Annotated in this window: 18 protein-coding genes; 9 read left to right on the top strand and 9 right to left on the bottom strand. The window is 57.0% G+C overall.

Translation table 11 applies throughout. The features are described from left to right. Positions 1-60 precede the first annotated feature (60 nt). From rplS to ffh, 5 genes are all read right to left on the bottom strand, one after another. Entirely contained in the window at positions 61-417 is a 357-nt protein-coding gene (rplS, locus tag FO268_RS13060; protein WP_027831200.1) for a 50S ribosomal protein L19, read from the bottom strand. Between the two features lie 26 nt (positions 418-443). Beyond that, positions 444-1,202 carry a tRNA (guanosine(37)-N1)-methyltransferase TrmD gene (gene trmD / locus FO268_RS13055; RefSeq protein ID WP_150993695.1) on the bottom strand — a complete coding sequence of 253 codons (759 nt, stop codon included), beginning with the start codon at positions 1,200-1,202 and terminating at the stop codon, positions 444-446. Positions 1,203-1,205: 3 nt separating this feature from the next. After that, the gene (gene rimM / locus FO268_RS13050) at positions 1,206-1,733 is read right to left on the bottom strand and encodes a ribosome maturation factor RimM (RefSeq protein WP_150993694.1); all 528 of its coding nucleotides are present in this window, start codon (positions 1,731-1,733) and stop codon (positions 1,206-1,208) included. 32 nt (positions 1,734-1,765) lie between these two features. Then, complete coding sequence (gene rpsP / locus FO268_RS13045; RefSeq protein WP_027831197.1) at positions 1,766-2,011, bottom strand: 30S ribosomal protein S16; 246 nt, start codon at positions 2,009-2,011, stop codon at positions 1,766-1,768. A gap of 143 nt (positions 2,012-2,154) precedes the next feature. After that, positions 2,155-3,543 carry a signal recognition particle protein gene (gene ffh, locus FO268_RS13040; protein WP_150993693.1) on the bottom strand — a complete coding sequence of 463 codons (1,389 nt, stop codon included), beginning with the start codon at positions 3,541-3,543 and terminating at the stop codon, positions 2,155-2,157. A 178-nt stretch (positions 3,544-3,721) separates the two neighbouring features. Between ffh and FO268_RS13035 the strand changes: the two genes are divergently transcribed. The 5 genes from FO268_RS13035 to FO268_RS13015 all read left to right on the top strand — a co-directional run bounded on the left by FO268_RS13035 (position 3,722) and on the right by FO268_RS13015 (position 9,808). After that, entirely contained in the window at positions 3,722-4,528 is an 807-nt protein-coding gene (locus tag FO268_RS13035; protein WP_150993692.1) for a cytochrome C assembly family protein, read from the top strand. 97 nt (positions 4,529-4,625) lie between these two features. Next, positions 4,626-5,903: an HlyC/CorC family transporter gene (locus tag FO268_RS13030; protein WP_150993691.1), complete on the top strand. Its 1,278-nt coding sequence runs from the start codon at positions 4,626-4,628 to the stop codon at positions 5,901-5,903. Between the two features lie 123 nt (positions 5,904-6,026). Continuing rightward, positions 6,027-6,629, top strand: coding sequence for a Yip1 family protein (locus FO268_RS13025; RefSeq protein WP_150993689.1), 603 nt, complete (start codon positions 6,027-6,029; stop codon positions 6,627-6,629). A gap of 187 nt (positions 6,630-6,816) precedes the next feature. Beyond that, positions 6,817-9,051 (top strand): DUF1631 domain-containing protein, encoded by a 2,235-nt coding sequence (locus FO268_RS13020; protein WP_150993687.1) that lies wholly within the window; start codon positions 6,817-6,819, stop codon positions 9,049-9,051. Next, complete coding sequence (locus tag FO268_RS13015; RefSeq protein ID WP_150993686.1) at positions 8,999-9,808, top strand: energy transducer TonB family protein; 810 nt, start codon at positions 8,999-9,001, stop codon at positions 9,806-9,808. Before FO268_RS13020 ends, FO268_RS13015 begins: the two co-directional genes overlap by 53 nt. Before the next feature lie 16 nt (positions 9,809-9,824). Here the strand turns inward: FO268_RS13015 and grxD are convergent, their stop codons facing one another. Then, positions 9,825-10,151 (bottom strand): Grx4 family monothiol glutaredoxin, encoded by a 327-nt coding sequence (gene grxD, locus FO268_RS13010; RefSeq protein WP_137437519.1) that lies wholly within the window; start codon positions 10,149-10,151, stop codon positions 9,825-9,827. 327 nt (positions 10,152-10,478) lie between these two features. Here grxD and argF point away from each other — a divergent pair, with 327 nt between their 5' ends. Together argF and FO268_RS13000 are read left to right on the top strand one after the other, a co-directional pair. Next, complete coding sequence (gene argF, locus FO268_RS13005; protein ID WP_150993685.1) at positions 10,479-11,393, top strand: ornithine carbamoyltransferase; 915 nt, start codon at positions 10,479-10,481, stop codon at positions 11,391-11,393. Positions 11,394-11,397: 4 nt separating this feature from the next. After that, complete coding sequence (locus FO268_RS13000; protein WP_150993684.1) at positions 11,398-12,468, top strand: ABC transporter ATP-binding protein; 1,071 nt, start codon at positions 11,398-11,400, stop codon at positions 12,466-12,468. A gap of 20 nt (positions 12,469-12,488) precedes the next feature. On the opposite strand, the gene glpK is transcribed toward FO268_RS13000, so the two are convergent. The 3 genes from glpK to FO268_RS12985 all read right to left on the bottom strand — a co-directional run bounded on the left by glpK (position 12,489) and on the right by FO268_RS12985 (position 16,645). After that, positions 12,489-13,970 carry a glycerol kinase GlpK gene (gene glpK / locus FO268_RS12995; RefSeq protein ID WP_150993681.1) on the bottom strand — a complete coding sequence of 494 codons (1,482 nt, stop codon included), beginning with the start codon at positions 13,968-13,970 and terminating at the stop codon, positions 12,489-12,491. Positions 13,971-14,274: 304 nt separating this feature from the next. After that, the gene (locus FO268_RS12990) at positions 14,275-15,849 is read right to left on the bottom strand and encodes an ATP-binding protein (RefSeq protein ID WP_150993679.1); all 1,575 of its coding nucleotides are present in this window, start codon (positions 15,847-15,849) and stop codon (positions 14,275-14,277) included. 58 nt (positions 15,850-15,907) lie between these two features. Further along, a complete protein-coding gene (locus FO268_RS12985; protein WP_150993677.1) occupies positions 15,908-16,645 on the bottom strand; it encodes a response regulator in 738 nt (245 codons plus the stop codon). A 301-nt stretch (positions 16,646-16,946) separates the two neighbouring features. On the opposite strand from FO268_RS12985, the gene FO268_RS12980 reads away from it, so the two are divergent. Together FO268_RS12980 and FO268_RS12975 are read left to right on the top strand one after the other, a co-directional pair. Then, positions 16,947-17,711: a GNAT family N-acetyltransferase gene (locus tag FO268_RS12980; protein WP_150993676.1), complete on the top strand. Its 765-nt coding sequence runs from the start codon at positions 16,947-16,949 to the stop codon at positions 17,709-17,711. Between the two features lie 36 nt (positions 17,712-17,747). Further along, a complete protein-coding gene (locus tag FO268_RS12975) occupies positions 17,748-18,554 on the top strand; it encodes a lysophospholipid acyltransferase family protein (protein WP_150993675.1) in 807 nt (268 codons plus the stop codon). Position 18,555 lies beyond the last annotated feature (1 nt).

Below are 18,555 nucleotides of genomic sequence, written 5' to 3'. Positions count from 1 at the left end.
TACGAAAAAGGCAGCCAGTGGCTGCCTTTTTCGACGAACTTGACCAGCAACCCGTGCTGATCAGCCCAGCTTTTCCTTGATACGAGCTGCCTTGCCGGACAGGTCGCGCAGGTAGTAAAGCTTGGCCTGGCGAACGTCACCGCGACGCTTCACGCTGATGCTGTCGATCAGCTTGGAGAAGGTCTGGAAAGTACGCTCAACGCCAACACCGTAGGAAATCTTCCGTACAGTGAAGGAAGAGTTCATGCCACGGTTGCGCTTACCAATCACAACGCCTTCGAACGCCTGCAGACGCTCACGGTTGCCCTCAGTTACACGCACCTGGATAACCACGGTATCACCCGGCGCAAAGGCAGGGATTTCCTTGGTCATCTGCTCTGATTCAATCTGACTGATGATGTTGTTCTTGCCGCTCATCGTTAGTGCTCCTGATACCCAATCTTTTAATGCCCTGATGATTCAGAGGCACCCGGTTCGTTCAAAATCTCTTCCAGCAGCTCACGCTCTTCGTCCGTAAACACCCGCTTTTCCAGCAGGTCGGGGCGTCGCTCCCGGGTTCGCCTCAGCGACTGCTTGAGCCGCCAACGCCGGATCTGATCATGGTGACCGCCCAATAAAACATCCGGCACCGCCTGACCTTCGTAAACCTCGGGCCGGGTGTAGTGCGGACAATCCAGCAAACCGTCAGCAAAGGAATCCTGCTCTGCCGACTGCGCATGACCCAGCGCTCCGGGGATGAGGCGCGTAACCGCATCAATCACAGCCATGGCTGCCAGTTCACCACCGGAGAGCACGAAATCTCCCAGTGATACCTCCCGGTCGACTTCGGCCGATATCAGGCGTTCATCAACACCCTCGTACCGCCCGGCTACCAGAATGAGGTTCTGTTCTGCCGCCAGTGAGTCAACCACGCTCTGATCCATCGGCTCCCCTTGGGGAGACAGATAAACCACGCAGGCTTTGCCGGGTGCCGACGCCCGCGCCGCGTGAATGGCATCCCGCAGCGGCTGAATTTTCATCAGCATGCCAGGACCACCACCATAAGGCCGGTCGTCAACAGTGCGGTGACGATCGTGGGTAAATTCCCGTGGATTCCAGGCCCTGAACGTCAGCAAACCATCTCTGACCGCCCTGCCAGTAATCCCGTAATCTGTCACCGCAGCGAACATCTCCGGGAACAGACTGACTGCGCCAATCCACACCCGTCAGAACTCCGGATCCCAGTCGACTACCATGCGCGAACCGGCCAGATCCACACTCCGGACAACATGGTCCGGACGATAGGGAATCAGCCGCTCACGCTGGTCGATGGAGGCCTCAGTAGCCCTCACCACCAGGACATCGTTGGAGCCTGTTTCTATTAGATGATGCACTCTTCCGAGGCATTCATCCTCAGTCGTGAACACGTCAAGCCCTTCCAGCTGATACCAGTAGTATTCCCCTTCGGGGAGCTCTGGCAGCTCTTCGGTGGGCACAATAACGTCGGCGCCGCAGTAACTGCGCGCCACGTCACGATCGTCAATACCTTTCAGCCTGACTACGATCCCCTGGCCCTGCCGGCGACCTTCCTCAAGCCTTGCCGGGATACGCTTGCCATTGTGGACCAGAGTCCAGTCGCGGTAGTTCAGTATCCCTTCTCTGGGGTCTGTATAAGAGTGAACTTTAAGCCACCCCTTGACCCCAAACACCGAGGTAATCTGACCAATCACAGTTTCCTGCGAATGCTGCGCCATGCCCTGACCCCGGTGATGAAACGTTAACTCTGTTACTCTGCCGCAGCGCCTTTCAGCAACTGGGCAACGCGCTCGCTGGTCTGAGCGCCCTGGCCCAGCCAATGATCGATGCGATCGCGATCAATACGCAGACGCTCTTCCTGACCACGGGCGATCGGGTTAAAGAAGCCAACGCGCTCGATAAAACGACCGTCGCGGGATTTGCGGCTGTCTGTCACTGTCAGATGGTAGAACGGGCGCTTCTTGGAGCCACCACGAGCCAAACGGATTATTACCATTTCGACCAATATCCTGTTCTGTTGTACGAACTTTGTACGATTCACACCCGCCAAACCAAGGCCGGCGCGAAGACCCATACTCGAAAGGGGCGCTATTCTATGCTAAATGAACGCCAAAGAAAACAGGGAATACATCCCGGTTTCTACATACGTCCCCGAGGGGGCATTCCGCCTCCTCCCGCGCCCGGCGGCATCATACCGCCAAGACCCCGCATCATGTTAGCCATTCCGCCTTTCTTGCCGAATTTCTTCATCATTTTCTGCATTTGCTTGTGTTGCTTCAGCAGCCGGTTGACGTCCTGGATCTGGGTACCGGAGCCGGTAGCAATGCGGCGTTTGCGAGAATTGTTGATCACATCCGGATAACGGCGCTCCTTGGGGGTCATGGAGCAGATAATGGCCTCCATCTGCCCCATGGACTTGTCGTTCACCTGTTGCTGGGCCATCTGCGCCATCTGGCCCATGCCCGGCAGCTTGTCCATCAGCCCGCCGATTCCACCCATGTTTTTCATCTGCTGCAGCTGATCGCGGAAATCTTCCAGGTCAAAGCTCTTACCCTTCTTGATCTTCTTTGTCAGCTTCTGGGCTTTTTTCTGGTCAATCTTGCGTTCGGCTTCTTCGATAAGGGAGAGCACATCCCCCATGCCCAGAATCCGCGATGCCACCCGATCCGGATGGAACGGCTCAAGAGCGTCAGACTTCTCCCCCACACCCAGGAACTTGATGGGCTTGCCGGTGATGTGGCGCACGGACAGTGCGGCACCGCCGCGGGCATCGCCATCGGTCTTGGTAAGAACCACACCCGTCAGCGGCAAGGCATCGTTGAATGCCTTGGCCGTGTTGGCAGCGTCCTGGCCTGTCATGGCATCCACCACGAACAGGGTCTCGACCGGGTTGACCGCTTTGTGCAGCCGCCCGATCTCGCCCATCATCTGCTCATCGACGTGGAGGCGACCCGCGGTATCCAGGATCACTACATCTATATGTTTCTTGCGGGCGGCGTCCATGGCACCGTTGGCAATGTCTACCGGATCCTGGTCGGCCGAACTGGGGAAGAACTCGACACCCACTTCACCGGCCAGGGTTTCCAACTGGCGAATGGCCGCGGGACGATACACGTCCGCACTCACAACCATCACGGATTTTTTGTGCCGCTCTTTGAGGAAACGGGACAACTTGGCTACGGTGGTCGTCTTACCGGCACCCTGCAAACCCGCCATCATGATTACGGCCGGGGGCGCTACTGCCAGATTGAGGGACTCGTTGCCATCCCCCATCACGCGCTCCAGCTCCTGCTGGACCACTTTGACGAATACCTGCCCCGGGCTGAGACTACGCTGGACTTCCTGGCCGATGGCCCGCTGACGCACACCCTCTATAAATGCCTTGACTACTGGCAGGGCAACGTCTGCCTCCAGAAGCGCCATGCGAACTTCGCGCAGCGTTTCCTTTATATTGTCGTCAGTCAGCCGCGCCTGCCCAGATATTTTGCGCAGGCTGCCGGAAAGTCGGTCCTGGAGGTTTTCAAACATGTTGATCTTCCGTACCCGGATTAATTGAGTGCATGAAACACGGGAACCCGATCAGGTTCCTTGATTCCTGTTGCATAATCGCGACATTATAACCAGACTATCGCCCTGAAACGACCAGCCCGGTCAAATCGGCGTGAAAGCCCGTCGCCCCCAGTCAGAGAGTGGTTAAAAGGAAGTCATGGGAACGCTGATTCTCGCGGTTACTTCATTATTACTATACAGCATCGGTACTGCCCTGCAGGCACTCAGCTTCAGGGGGCGGGTACATACCAATATTGCAATAACCACTCTTATTGGCATGCTGGCGCTAACCGCCCATGGCCTGCTGATTGCCCAGACCGTCCACCAGGAAGGCGGGTTCGATTTCGGATTCTTCCAGAGTTCGGTGCTCATTTCCTGGCTGATTGTGTTTCTTCTGTTGGGACTTAACCTGAGCAAGCCTGTCCAGAGCCTCTTCCTCGGTGTGTATCCGATTGCAGCGCTGACCATCATCATGGGCCTTATCACCCACTCCTCTTCGCGACTGGTCCCGGAAGACAGCTACGGCATGCTCTCCCATATCGCCCTGTCGGTAACAGCCTACAGCCTGTTTACCCTCGCGGCCATACAGGCAGCGTTACTGTACCTCCAGAACCGCCAGCTCAAGCACAACTACAACAGCATACTGATCAGAAACCTGCCGCCATTGCAGACCATGGAATCGCTGCTGTTCGAAATGGTCTGGGCAGGCGTGGTGATGCTGGTACTGGCAATTGTCACCGGGGCGCTGTTCATCGACGATATCTTTGCCCAGGATCTGGCCCATAAAACCGTTTTCTCGCTTCTGTCCCTGGCCGTCTTCCTGGCATTGCTGATCGGCCGGTACACTCGTGGGTGGCGCGGTATAACCGCCAGTCGCTGGACTCTCGCGGGTTGCGCCCTGCTCATGCTGGCTTTTTATGGCAGCAAGTTTGTGCTCGAACTGATCTTCCACCGGGGCGGCTGATGACACTCTTAACTGCTGCGGGTTCGATGCAAACTTGACACTGCGATCACCAACCGCCTATTTTCCCCTCTTGTCAGCAATATAAGGACATTCAGTCTTGAACGAGACATCGCTCACCGCGCTGTTCATCATTTTGGCGGGGCTCATCCTGCTGTCTGCCTTCTTCTCCAGCTCCGAAACCGGAATGATGTCGCTTAATCGTTACCGGTTGAAGCATATGGCCAAGACTGGTCACAAGGGCGCCAAACGGGCTCAGGGATTGCTGAACCGCACGGACCAGCTGATCGGCGTCATCCTTATCGGCAACAATTTCGTCAACATTTTTGCCTCCGCGATTGCCACCGTCATCGCCATTCGCATCTGGGGCGATGCCGGCATCGCCATCGCCACCGTACTGCTGACCATTGTCATCCTGATATTCGCGGAAGTAACCCCCAAAACCCTCGCCGCCCTGTTTCCGGAAAAAATTGCTTTTCCCGCCAGCCACGTGTTGGGGCCACTGCTGAAGATACTCTACCCTGTTGTCTGGGCGGTGAACCTGTTTACCGGCGCCATTCTGAAGATCATAGGGGTATCCGCCAACGATGCCGCCAACGAGCACCTCAGCCGTGAGGAGCTCAGAACCCTCGTTAACGAAGCGGGGGCGCTGATCCCTGCCAAACACAAGGACATGCTGGTCAGCATTCTGGACCTCGAAAAGGTAACCGTGAACGACATCATGGTGCCCCGAAATGAGGTGGTCGGTATCGACCTGGACGACGACCTGGACACCATCCTGCGCCAACTGAGAAGCAGCCAGCATACCCGCTTGCCGGTTTTCAAAGGCGACATCAATAACATACAGGGCGTGCTTCACCTGCGAAACGTCTCCAGACTGCTTCTGCAGGATGACATCAACAAGACCATGCTGATGCAGCTTTGCCGGGACCCCTACTTCATTCCGGAAAGCACGCCGCTGAACACCCAACTGATCAATTTCCAGAAAGAAAAGCGGCGCTTCGGAATCGTGGTTGACGAATACGGGGAAGTTCTTGGCCTGGCCACCCTGGAAGACATACTGGAAGAAATTGTGGGTGAGTTTACAACCGACTACGCCGCCACCAGCCCGGACATCATCCCCCAGGATGACGGCACCTATATTATTGACGGTACCTCGGCAGTCAGAACCATTAACAAGACCCTGGGCTGGAAGCTTCCGATTGACGGGCCCAAGACTCTGAACGGGCTGATCACCGAAACACTGGAAAACATTCCGGAAACGAACGTCTGCCTTAAAGTGGGCGGGCACCGGGTTGAAGTCCTGCAGATCAAGGATAACGTGGTCAAGGCAGCCATCGTTCACCCCAAGAAACGAAAAAAACGCTCCCTCAAGTAGGCTATCCGGTTATAACAGCAATTCTGTTAGAAATAGGAAAGTTTAATCTTTCCCTTGACCGAAAAGCCTTTCCCACCAAAACTGAAGGCTTGAGATATAACAATAATGAACAGGAGTACGTCCATGAGTCTAACCCATACCCTGGGTCTGCTTACGCACCCGGATCGTGAATGGGAAGCCATTCGTAATGAGCCGGAATCCCTTGGCAGGCTTTACTTGGGCCATGTTCTGTTGCTGGGACTCATCCCGGCCATTGCCGGCTTCTACGGCAGCACACAGGTCGGCTGGCAAATCGGTGACGGCCAGGTTATCAGACTGACAACTACCAGCGCCCTGCAGCTGACTGCCCTCTTTTATCTGGCCATGCTGACAGGCATTTATATTATTGGCCGATTCATCGATTTTTTTGCCGCAACATACGAAGTCAAGGACAGTAATCCGAGAGGCGTTACGTTGGCAGCCTATACGGCAACGCCGGTATTTTTGCTGGGCATAGCTGCGGTGTATCCCAACATTTGGGTAAACATGGTCGTGGGCCTGATTGCCGTTGCCTATGCTGTCTACCTGCTTTATGAAGGGTTACCGATCCTGATGAAAATACCCGAAGATCGCGGATTCATGTTCGCCTCTGCCGTGCTGACGGTTGGACTAGTCATGTTTGTTGGTCTGCTGGCCATTACCGTTGTGATATGGAGTGTGGGTATTGGCCCGGTATATGTAAGCTGACGCGCGCCAATACGATCTTCTGAAAACCGGGGTGCCTTCAGGTATCCCGGAATTTTTTTATTTATAGGCTCAGTTAGCATTTGGTCATGTTACCAAGTGTTAAAATGAGGTAGATTTAACGTATAACCAATAAACACAGTATTAAGCTCGGTCATGTATCCGGTTGAGGCGCACACAGGAGTCGGCCATGAATAAGCAGTCCGGCATACATTATCTCCGCGAGCACCGGGAGGCTGGGAGTTCGAATCCCGTACCTGCACAGGTGGTCCGTATCCGTGACACTGTCGTTGCCGGACTGGGAGATTTGTTGCAGGGTGCATTTGACGCGGTTGATGACTCGCTGTTCGAGCTGGCAAATAATGCCAGAAGCAACAACGAGCAGAACCGCTATTTTGAAGCCATGCGCGAAATCCGCATCAAACGGAAGGGTGTCGAACGCCACTTCCAGAATGCGGTTGCACAGTTGTTTGCAAACCCGCCTCGCAGCGGCAGCGTAGCGGCAGACGAAAGCCTGGCCAGCCAGACCAACTCAGATAGCCTGTCTCTGGTGGGCGACGACGACCTGGAAGAACAGGTTGCGCTCAACGCCATGATTACCAAGTCCAAGGCGCACTTCCAGGGCCCACTGCTTCAACTGCAAACCCGATTCAGTGTTGTCTATCCGGGCGCCAGTGAAGACGTGCCCGTCAACCCCATGGCCCCCGAGCACCTTTGCAGTGCCTTCGTGGAAGCCATTCAGGCCCTCGAGATTCAGATTCGCGAGCGTCTGATCCTGCTCAAGCAGTTTGACCGTTACGTGGTATCCAACCTTGGCATGTTGCTGGATGAAGCCAACCGGATACTGATCCAGGCCGGCGTCATCCCCAATTTCCGCTACCACGGTAAAGCCGGCAAGCAACAGGACAGCTCGGCCCCTGGCACCACGTCCGGCGAAGCGACTGGTGGTGAATCGGCGCCTGCCGCCAGTGGCCAGCAAGGGCACCACGAAGGTGCGATGTTCGAGCAAATCCGGCAGATGCTCGCGCATCAGCGCGCTAATTCCGGCATTCCGCCCCGCGCGTCTGATCCGAACGTTCATGTGATTGGCGGCGCAGAACTCGCCAGCCTGCTGGGATCGCTTCCCCAGCAACCTCCGGGGGAGCAGGTAAGCGGTAACCTGAGTGCCGGCGAGCCGGTGATGGTCGACCTGTATCAGGTTGTCCAACAATTACTATCCCGGGCCGAAAATACCAGTGATGGCAAGAAGCCCGCGCTGAACGAAATGGACGAGGACCTGATCAATCTGGTGTCCATGCTGTTCGAGTTCATCCTCGACGATTACAACCTGTCCGCACCGGTACAGGTGCTGATCAGCCGGCTACAGATTCCTATTCTCAAAGTGGTGATCAAGGACAAGACGTTCTTCAGCAAAGCCACTCACCCTGCCCGCCGCCTGCTTAACTCGCTTGCCAGGGCCGGCATCGGCTGGAGTGAAAGCGACGAAAAAGCCAGGGACAAACTGTATGAGCAGATTCATGCGGTGGTTGCCCGTATCCTGAACGAATTCGACGGAGACGTAACCCTGTTCGAAACCCTTTGTGACGAATTTGAACAGTTCCTCGCCAGAGAGAATCGCAAGTCCTCCCTGGTGGAGCAACGCACCCGGGAGTCCGAGCGCGGCCGGATCAAATCCCAGAAAGCCCAGGAAACCGTAGACGAACTACTCCAGAAAAAGCTGGCGCGTTACAAGCTTCAGGAACCGGTGCGAAATATTCTGTTGAACGGTTGGAGCCGGGTAATGTTCTTGGCCTACCTGAGGGATGACGTGGAGCATCGCTGGCCTCAGACGGTCCGGGTCGTAGACGACCTGATCTGGTGCCTGCACCCCCATCAGGACGACGAAGAGCGGGACCAGTGGGTGCGGGTGGTACCGGGACTGCTGAAATCGCTGAGAGCCGGCCTTGAGGAAGTTTCCTACAATTCATCCAAGCTGGATGAAATGATGTCGGACCTCAAGCATGAGTTGACCGAGGCTTTCCGCGCCAATGCGCTTGCAGAAGCCATGGAAGACTCTCCCCCGGAGGAACCTGAAGACGAGGACGAGCTCCCTATCAGCCACCAGACCGCCATACAAAGGCAACAGGAGCTGGAAGAGGCTGCAATTGCCGAGTTCGTCGCGCAGATAGATGCTATTGAAATTGGTAACTGGGTGGAATTCAATCTGGTTAACGGAGCCAGTTTCCGCTGCAAGCTATCTGCGATTATCGAAGAGGCCGACTGCTTCGTTTTCGTTAACCGCATGGGCCTCAAGGTTATTGAGAAATCCCGTACCGATCTTGCTCATGAAATGCGGCGCGGGCGCCTGACCGTACTTGAGCAAGGCGCGCTGATTGACCGGGCGCTGGACGCCGTTGTGGGCACTTTGCGGAGTAAGGCGGGGTAAGCTGGCATCAATGCTGGAGCATGGCAGTGTTACCGGTCTTCCGGGAAAGTACCGGATTACCCTAGCAATATCGATTGCCTTGCTGCTCCATACCCTGGTGATGTCAGCGCTGCCCTTCACGCTCCCCGAGATGGAATCCCACCGTCGGACCGTGCGGGTAGAGCTGATTAGCCCCGACAGCGAGGCCTCGCCCGAGAACATTGCCAGCGCAGCGGCACGGCCCAGCGACAACCAATCCGCTACCCGACCCGAAATTGTGGCCCTGGACTCACCCCGTAATCACGACATACCCCCGGATGAACCTTCAAGACCTTCACCACCGGAACGCCCCTCTCCCGAGCCTGCAGACCAATCCACGCCTTCCCGTTCATCCGTCGCCTCAACCGCGGGCAAGCCGGAGGCGGCTGTTGAGCCAGAGACAGAACCAGAACCGATAACACAGATCAGCCGTTCAGTGCAGGAAACCGACCCATATCTCGCACGTCTGGCGGCCCGGGTCGGCAAGGAGCTGGACAAACGCCCGGTTCCTTCCAGCCATCGCATCAAGCAGCCGGTAACCATGGAGCTGGAATTACAGCTTATGCCCAGCGGTGCGCTGACTAGTGCGAAGGTAACTCAGTCAACGGGATTTCAGGAGATTGACAAGGCTGTGTACCAGGCGGCGTTGCTTGCCAGCCCGTACCCCGAACCACCGCAGGATCATTCAGGAAGGCAGCGTTTCCGGGTTGAACTGATTTTCACCCCGGAACGCCTTTAAACTAAACGAGGGTTTCTCAGGCTTCGGCCTGCTTGGCAGCAGCCTTGACCTGCTCGGCCAGCTCACCACTCTCGGACATTTCCAGAATGATATCGCAGCCACCTACCAGCTCGCCGCTGATATAAAGCTGTGGATAGGTCGGCCAGCTTGAGTAGACCTTCAGGCCTTCACGCAATTCCTGATTGTCGAGAATATTCACGAAGGCAAACCGCTCGCCACAGGCCATCAGGGCCTGAACGGTCTTGGCGGAGAAGCCACACTGTGGGGCCTGAGGTGTACCCTTCATGTAAAGGATAATGGGGTTTTCCTCGAGCTGGCTCTTGATAGTTTCGTTGATATCCATGGATACGTACCTCTCATTGAAAACGGGATTGCCTTGCGGCCACCTGACTGGTTCCATTGTACACGTCCCGGCATTGGCACCAAACACTGGTATTGATCCAACGCAACCGCCCGGCCCCTGGCGTTGTCTTCAGCCCCCCGACGGGCTAGACTTGAGCCCCTGTCTTTCAGGCAGCCAGGCAACCCCCGTCTTTGAATCCCGCCAGTGCGACTTTCGCCGCAAGCTGGCGTGTTGTCGTTCCAGGACAATGACTGCGCGGGCCGGTTGTAACCACGAACATGCCCCGGAAATCAAAGACAGGGTTATCGATTAACTAAGGGCCATCGCATGGCAGCAAGACATTTTCTCACACTCAATGACCTGAGCTCGGACGAACTCGAGCAACTGCTGGATCACGGCACCCGGCTCCGCACGGAGTGGCGCCAGGGAACCGTACGGGAAACTCTGAAGAACCGGGTTCTTGCCATGATCTTCGAGAAATCCTCCACCCGCACCCGGGTTTCTTTTGAAGCCGGTATGACACAACTCGGTGGCGCCGCCCTCTTCCTGTCCCCCCGCGACACCCAGCTTGGCCGCGGAGAGCCCATTGAAGATTCTGCCATCGTTATCTCGAGCATGGTGGATGCGGTAATGATCCGCACTTTCGCTCACAGCACTGTAGAGAAGTTTGCGGCAGCGTCGAGAGCTCCCGTCATCAATGCGCTCACAGACGACTTCCACCCCTGCCAACTGCTGGCGGACATGCAGACCTACCGTGAACATCGCGGCAGTATACGCGGCGGCACCGTGGCCTGGATCGGCGACGGCAATAACATGTGCCAGTCCTATATCAATGCCGCCGCACAGTTCGGATTCAACCTTCGTGTCGCCTGCCCGGAAGGTTATGAACCCGACAACAGGCTGATCGAAGACCAGGGACAGCATGTCTCCATTGTTCGTGATCCGGCTGAGGCCGCCAAAGGCGCGGACCTGCTGGTCACCGATGTATGGGCCTCCATGGGTCAGGAAGATGAGCAGAAAGCGCGGGAGAAGGCTTTCCGCAATTATCAGATCAACCCTGAACTGATGAAGCTGGCAGACAAGGACGCCTTGTTCATGCATTGCCTGCCTGCCCATCGCGGTGAGGAGATCTCAGCAGACATGATGGAGCATCCGCGCTCCGTCGTCTGGGACGAAGCCGAAAATCGCCTGCATGCCCAGAAAGCATTGCTCGAGTTTCTGATACTCAATCGACTGGACTGACTGGATGAGCGAAAGCCTGGTACAGCCCGCCGACTGGCTGCTGGAAGTAAACAACCTCTCCTGCGGCTATGGTGACGGCTCTGTTGTGAAGGACGTCAGCTTTGCTCTCAGCCACGGCGACATCGGCTGCCTGCTGGGTCCCAGTGGCTGCGGTAAAAGCACCATTCTGCGGGCGCTGGCCGGGTTTCTGCCCATCAATACCGGTGAGATTCGCCTACAGTCCAGTTCTATCAGTCTTCCCGGCCGCACCCTGGCGCCGGAAAAGCGGCGTATCGGCATGGTGTTTCAGGACTACGCCCTCTTTCCCCACCTGACGATTGCCGAAAATGTGGGATTCGGCCTGCGTAACGAAGACCGGAAAGAAAAGCGCCAGAAGGTCATGGAACTGCTGCAACTGGTTCATCTTCAGGACCTTGCAGGAAGCTATCCCCACGAACTTTCCGGTGGCCAGCAGCAACGTGTGGCGCTTGCCCGGGCGCTGGCTCCCGAGCCGACACTGATCCTGCTGGACGAGCCGTTCTCGAACCTGGATGCAGACCTTCGTCGCCGGCTCAGCCTCGACGTCAGGGAAATCCTGAAAACCCTCGGCATCAGCGCCATTCTGGTCACCCATGACCAACAGGAAGCCTTCGCGATGTGTGATCAGGTGGCGGTTCTGAAGGATGGCGGCATCCAGCAATGGGATGTGCCCTATAACCTTTATCATGAGCCTGCCAATCGCTTTGTGGCCGGCTTTGTTGGTCAGGGCGGATTCATACCCGGGAAAACGCTGGGGCCCGATACGATAGAATCTGAGCTTGGGGTCATCCGCGGTAACCGGGCGTACAAGTGGAAGCCCGGCACCCTGGTAGATGTACTGATTCGCCCGGATGACATTGTTTATGATGCGGAGTCGGACCTGAAACCCCGGGTTGTGGAAAAGACCTTTGCCGGCACCTCAACTCTCTATCGGTTCCGTTGCTCGGAAGACACCGAATTCGAAGCGCTGTTCCGTAGCCACCTGGACTTTTATCTGGGCGAACTTGTACCGGTGCGGGTTGAAGCCGACCATCTGATCGCGTTCGAGCGGGTCTGAACCGGGCATCCTTTACCGGTTCAGTTATTACAGACCCGTTCGACGGCATCCAGCCAGCCAGCGTAGAGCCTTTCCCTCAGGGCCGGCTGCATCACCGGCTCAAAACGGCGTTCACGCGCCCACAACTGCGCTATCTCCTCCAGACTTTGATAAACGCCTGTCTGCAGGCCTGCCAGGTAGGCAGCCCCCAGAGCTGTGGTTTCCGTGACCCTCGGGCGATCCACTGACACGTTCAGAATGTCCGCCAGAAACTGCATCACCCAGTCATTCACCACCATGCCGCCATCCACGCGTAATGTCTGCAGGGACGCCCCATCGTTCAGTACCGCCCGTATCAGATCCTTGGTCTGGTAGCACACGGACTGCAGCCCGGCAGTGACGATTTCGCCAATGCCGGTATCCCGGGTCAGTCCCATTATTGCTCCGCGGGCATGAGGGTCCCAGTGCGGAGCGCCCAGTCCGGTAAAGGCTGGCACCAGGTAAACCGCATTATCCACCCCCACCTTGGCCGCATAGGCAGACGACTCACTGGCGTGACTGATCAGTCGGAGGCCGTCCCGCAACCACTGCATGGCAGCCCCGGCAACAAATATGCTGCCCTCCATTGCGTAGCAGGGCTTGCCATTGAGGCGATAGGCCATGGTAGTCAACAGCCTGTTTTCTGAACGCAGCGCTTTCTCTCCCGTATTCAGCATCAGAAAACAGCCAGTTCCGTATGTGCTCTTCGCCATGCCTGGCTCAAAACAGGCCTGACCGACCAGAGCGGCATGCTGGTCCCCGGCAATGCCCGCCACCGGCACGGGAGCGCCCAGCCAGTGCTCGTCGGTGATGCCAAAGTCCGCCGCCGAATCCAGCACCTCGGGTAGCAGTTCGCGGGGGACCCGGAACAGTGTCAGCAATTCATCGTCCCACTGCTGTTCGTGGATATTGAACAACGCGGTACGGGAGGCGTTGGTGGCATCGGTGCGGTGCGACCGGCCGCTCGTGAGATTCCACAACAGCCAGCTGTCGACGGTACCGAAAGCAAGTTCCCCTGCTTCGGCTCTGGCCCTCGCGCCTTCAACGTTATCCAGTATCCAGGCGATCTTGGTGGCGGAAAAATAAGGGTCAATAAGCAACCCCGTGCGATCAACAACCGTATTCTCGTGGTCATCGGCTTTGAGCTTTGTACAAACTGAGGCCGTGCGTCGATCCTGCCAGACAATGGCATGGTGGATAGGCTCGCCGGTTTTTCGATCCCAGATTACCGTGGTTTCACGCTGGTTGGTGATGCCGATACCGGCCAGTTCTGACGCTCTGAGGCCCGACTCTTTCAGCGCTTCGCGGCAAACCACCAGGGTGCTGTCCCAGATTTCACGGGCATCATGTTCAACCTGACCATCTTTGGGAAAATACTGGTGGAATTCCTGTTGCGCAGTAGCCACAGAGGCGCCGGTTGCGTCGAACACGATGGCGCGGGAGCTGGTTGTTCCCTGGTCGATGGCGAGCAGGTACTGGGTCATTTCAGGCGTCCTTTCAGAGTTATCTGCATCATTGTTGTTGATGCCGCAATCTTCTCAAAGGATGGGGGAGAACGCTATGGGCAGAAGCCCGGGGAAGAGGGGGCTCCAGGGACGAGCATAAAAAAAGGGCCGGAAAACCGGCCCTCAAATGACGAATGAAACAAGGAAAGTTCGTAAGAACTACAACCTCAAAAGTCATCCCTTACACAAACAGTATCCCGCTGATCGAGAAGCCCTTCAGTTGTGGTTGTGTTGCGTGTTTGTTACATCCGGTGAGACACCGAGAAACCCGTCACAAATTCGCTTACAGACTGTGTTCCGTAGGCTTCTTACGGGGCCATACCAGACTGAACCGGGCACCGCCCAGCTCGTCACTACGGCTGACGAACGCCTGGCCGCCGTGCCAATACAGAATTCTTCTCACGATGGACAAGCCAAGACCATAACCTCCCGAGGTTCGGGTGCGGCTGTCATCCAGCCGCGCAAAGGCCGTAAACACTTTTTCCCAGTCCTCTTCCGGGATACCCGGGCCATCATCTTCAACATCGATGCGGCAATTGTCTTCATCAAACTGGCAATGAACCCTGACATTCCGGGCGGCATAGCGAGCAGCATTGCCCACCAGGTTCTGGATTGCCCGGTGCAGGTACCGGGGCTCCACATCCGACAATGACCAGCGCTCCGATTCTTCGTCGATATCCGCCTCAATGCTGTGCTCAGGCCGGGTCATCTGCTGTTCGCTGACCACCTGGCGGACGATGTCCGAGACCGACGTTTCCTGCAGCGCGAAGACCGGTCCGCCCTGCTCAAGCCTTGCGTAAGTCAGTATTTCGTCGATCAGTTCATCCAGCTCCTGGATATCACCATCGATGCCGTCCAGCTGCTTCTGCAATGCTTCCGGGCTGCTGGCGCTCTCAATCATCTGAACACCAAACCGGATACGCGCCACTGGCGTTCTCAGTTCGTGGGAAACCGCATGGATCATTTCCCGCTGCACGCCCACCAATCGCTGGATATGCTCCGCCATGCTGTTGAAGGCTGCCGCCAATCGCGACACCAGCCGGCTGTCGCCGGCGTCGACCCGGGCGCCCATTTCCCCGCGGGCAATACGAATGGCGACGGATTCCACAGCGCGGAGATTGCTGTCCACATCCCTCAGAGCCAGATAGAGCGCCAGCGCCAGCACACTGCCTGCAACAACCAGCAAGAGCATAATCACTGGCCAGGCCCAGGGATCGAACTGTGCAGGCATTGCCATATCCACCAGAGTGCCGTCCTCCAGCCGAAGCAGCACATGAGCCCTGTCCTTTGACGGGTGATGATAAAGCGAGATTCCACGCTCCGAGACACGCTCCAGAACATCTGAATCCGGGAGTGCGGACTGGTCCTGGACCGGCACCATTTCCACCCCCAGCGCTCCGGAGAGCTGGACCATGGCATCTTCCCGGCCTTCTGCCGGCGTGGCGTCGAGATGGATACGGGCAATCAGTGCGGTTGCCTCGGCAACGTCACTGTAGATATCCCGGAATCGCAGGTCGAGAACACGGCCCTGACCGTCCTGAATCATCACCTGCTGGCCAATACTGGTTTCCAGTGCCACTACCTGGCCATAGGACAGACGCTCCATTATGACATCGGAGAATGGCAGGTCACCGGGGGGAGTTACGCGGAAATCATAGAATGACTCAAGCCAATGATATTGCTGTTCCGGATAGGAGGTAGCCCCAATCCAGTGCAGCAATGGCGCCGAAAAGCGCTCCTGCCAGAACTGTTCCCGCACGGAATTCACGCCCAGAAAAAGCGCGGCACAAAGCAGGAGAATCAGAAAGGTCAGGCCAATCAGGCGGGCATACAGCTTGAGAAAAAACTTGAGGGGCATTGCAATAACCCTGGCAATGAACGCCGGCCCGGACGGGCCAGCGCCAGAGACTGAACAGTCAGGCTTCCTTTACAAACAGATAGCCTTTGCTGCGTACGGTTTTTATGCGCCTCGGATGAATGGGGTCATCACCGATCTTGGGCCGTATCCGTGACACCCGGACGTCAATCGAGCGGTCCTGTCCATCGTATTCGATCCCTCTCAGCGCCGTAAAGATTTCTTCACGGCTGAGAACGCGGCCAGCATTGCTGGCCAACAACCACAGCAGGTCGAATTCGGCACTGGTCAGATCAATGCTGTCTTCATTCAGCCACGCTTCGCGCATGGAGCGGTCTACCACCAGGTCATTGAACTGCAGCCTGACGGGTTCTTCGCCACTGCCCTCTTCTGCAGAGGCAGAACCATTCTCGGTAACCCGCCTCAGCAAAGCACGGATTCTTGCCAGCAGCACCCTGGGCTGAACGGGTTTGCCAATGTAATCATCAGCCCCCATTTCCAGACCGAGCACCTGATCGAGATCATCCGTACGGGCGGTGAGCATGATGATGGGGCCGGGATAGAATGGCCGGGCACGCCTGCAGATGGAAAGCCCGTCTTCACCGGGCAACATCAGGTCAAGCACGACCAGGTCAGGCTGCTCCTGGCGGATACGCTCTACCGCTTTGCCACCGTGGGTTTCTAGAGCGACCGTCAGACCATTGCCTTCCAGGTACTCCCTGGTCAGCTCCGCCAGTCTCTCATCATCTTCGACTATAAGAATCCGCCAACTTTCGTTCGTCTGTTCCACGCCGTCCATCTCTGATTTTGTTTTTCCGGTTTTTGAAGCTTCCGGCCATGTTCACCCCACCTGGCCGGACAAGAGTCTTTGGTCAGAAGGTCTGCCATGTCACTGACAATACAGGCTACCTCCTGTAACAGCAATTATACATGCTATTCAGAAATATACATGGAACCGCCCGTTCGTTACAGCCCGTGACAAACGTCACACTACGACCCCGCCCCAACTCATCTGTCACGAAGTCGTCATGGCTCGTTCATTTCGGTGTCACACCGAGTTCATAGCCTTGTCCCAAAGTGGACAAAAAAGAGGCCTATAAATGATCGCCCGGACAGCCCGTATATCACGCCCGGTCCGCCGGCTTAAAACTGTGATCACCCAGCAGCCGGATATCGTGGAAGCCGCGCAGAGACTGCGATATGAGGTGTTCTCGGAGGAATATGGCTCCGACCTGGGAGCTGCCATTCCCGGAATCGACGCCGACGAGTTTGACCCCTACTGCGATCATCTGGTTGTCTCCGATGAGAATACCGGCAGGCTGGTGGCAACCACTCGAGTACTTCATCACAGCAATGCCATGAAAGCCGGGGGGTTCTATTCCGAGGGCGAATTCGAACTGTCTTCGCTGTATCAGCTCCCGGGAACCGTGGCCGAACTCGGACGCACCTGCGTCCACCCCGACTACCGCAACGGCGCCACCATCAGCCTGCTATGGGCTTCGGTGGCGGAATATCTGGTATCACGTAGCGTAGACTACCTGATCGGATGTGCCAGCATCGGCATGTCCGATGGGGGTCTGAAAGCCTGGCGCATTGCCCGCTACCTGCAACGGGAATTCCTGGCCAGTGAAAAATACCGGGTGACCCCCTTGCGAGCGCTCCCCCATCTCACCCATTCCGTCAGTGAAGACCGGCCAGTCGATGTCCCGGCGCTGATCAAAGCCTATATGCGGCTCGGTGCCCGTGTGTGCGGAGAGCCCTGCTGGGACCCGGATTTCCGTTGTGCAGACCTGCTGGTGGTGCTGGATGTAAACAACCTGGCCAGTCGCTACAGTCGCCACTTCATGCGCCACCAGGGCCGTTAAGTGGCAAATCTCCACCAGATAAGCCGGGAGCCAGTCATGGAACTGATACGCCTGACCACCAGACTCACACTTTTTGTCGGATTTATGGCCCTGACCGCCTTACTCGCCGGTATCCTGGTACTGGTGGATACCGTTCTCCGGGTCCGGACCGACCGTGCGCCCTTCGCCCGCTTCTGCTTCAGCGGCGCCAGCTGGTGCCTGGGTTATCGGGTGGCCACTCGGGGCACTTTCAGCAGCCGCCCCGTGCTCTATGTCTGCAATCACATCTCATGGTCTGATATTCCGGTACTCGGGAGCATGGTGCCCCTTAGGTTTCTATCGAAGGCGGAGGTGGGGCACTGGCCGGTGATCGGCTGGCTGGCGAAGCAGGCGGGCACACTGTTTATCCAGCGTGGTAGCGGTAAAGCGGGGCAGGCCCGACGGGAAATAGCGAATACATTGATGCGCGGGCAGTCAGTACTGGTATTTCCGGAAGGCACCACAACCGCGGGCGTCACCGTGCTGCCATTTCACAGCCGTCTGCTCCAGGCTGCAGCCGATGCCGGCGTAGACATACAGCCCATCAGTATCGGTTACCTGCGCAAAGGCCATCCGGACCACCTGGCCCCGTTTATCGGTGATGATGAGTTCCACCACCACCTGATCCGCATGCTCCGCCAGCCAGCTGTAGAAGTGGGCATAATCGCCCATCCGGTGGTATCCCCACTGAGCAGCAAGGAACAATCGGAGTTGTCAGGGGAACTGCAGAAGACCGTCAGGGAGGGCCTGTGGCAAATACAGGCCGGGCGGCTGGCAGACCGGGAAGCTGCCGGGCCAGCGGTAGTTGCCAGCCCTGACGTGTAAC

Origin of the sequence: Marinobacter denitrificans, assembly GCF_008795955.1 — a bacterium.
GTDB lineage: Bacteria > Pseudomonadota > Gammaproteobacteria > Pseudomonadales > Oleiphilaceae > Marinobacter > Marinobacter denitrificans.
Note: the sequence above shows the minus strand (reverse complement) of the source record. Positions and strands in the feature narration are given on the sequence as shown.

Excerpts from the sequence above, each read along its gene's own strand:
- FO268_RS13000 (WP_150993684.1), top strand. The coding sequence starts at position 11,398 with ATGAGCGAAAGCCTGGTACAGCCCGCCGACTGGCTGCTGGAAGTAAAC.
- rplS (WP_027831200.1), bottom strand. The coding sequence starts at position 417 with ATGAGCGGCAAGAACAACATCATCAGTCAGATTGAATCAGAGCAGATG.
- argF (WP_150993685.1), top strand. The coding sequence starts at position 10,479 with ATGGCAGCAAGACATTTTCTCACACTCAATGACCTGAGCTCGGACGAA.
- FO268_RS12980 (WP_150993676.1), top strand. The coding sequence starts at position 16,947 with ATGATCGCCCGGACAGCCCGTATATCACGCCCGGTCCGCCGGCTTAAA.
- ffh (WP_150993693.1), bottom strand. The coding sequence starts at position 3,543 with ATGTTTGAAAACCTCCAGGACCGACTTTCCGGCAGCCTGCGCAAAATA.
- rpsP (WP_027831197.1), bottom strand. The coding sequence starts at position 2,011 with ATGGTAATAATCCGTTTGGCTCGTGGTGGCTCCAAGAAGCGCCCGTTC.
- grxD (WP_137437519.1), bottom strand. The coding sequence starts at position 10,151 with ATGGATATCAACGAAACTATCAAGAGCCAGCTCGAGGAAAACCCCATT.
- FO268_RS13020 (WP_150993687.1), top strand. The coding sequence starts at position 6,817 with ATGAATAAGCAGTCCGGCATACATTATCTCCGCGAGCACCGGGAGGCT.
- FO268_RS13035 (WP_150993692.1), top strand. The coding sequence starts at position 3,722 with ATGGGAACGCTGATTCTCGCGGTTACTTCATTATTACTATACAGCATC.
- rimM (WP_150993694.1), bottom strand. The coding sequence starts at position 1,733 with ATGGCGCAGCATTCGCAGGAAACTGTGATTGGTCAGATTACCTCGGTG.
- FO268_RS13025 (WP_150993689.1), top strand. The coding sequence starts at position 6,027 with ATGAGTCTAACCCATACCCTGGGTCTGCTTACGCACCCGGATCGTGAA.
- FO268_RS12990 (WP_150993679.1), bottom strand. The coding sequence starts at position 15,849 with ATGCCCCTCAAGTTTTTTCTCAAGCTGTATGCCCGCCTGATTGGCCTG.
- FO268_RS12985 (WP_150993677.1), bottom strand. The coding sequence starts at position 16,645 with ATGGACGGCGTGGAACAGACGAACGAAAGTTGGCGGATTCTTATAGTC.
- FO268_RS12975 (WP_150993675.1), top strand. The coding sequence starts at position 17,748 with ATGGAACTGATACGCCTGACCACCAGACTCACACTTTTTGTCGGATTT.
- glpK (WP_150993681.1), bottom strand. The coding sequence starts at position 13,970 with ATGACCCAGTACCTGCTCGCCATCGACCAGGGAACAACCAGCTCCCGC.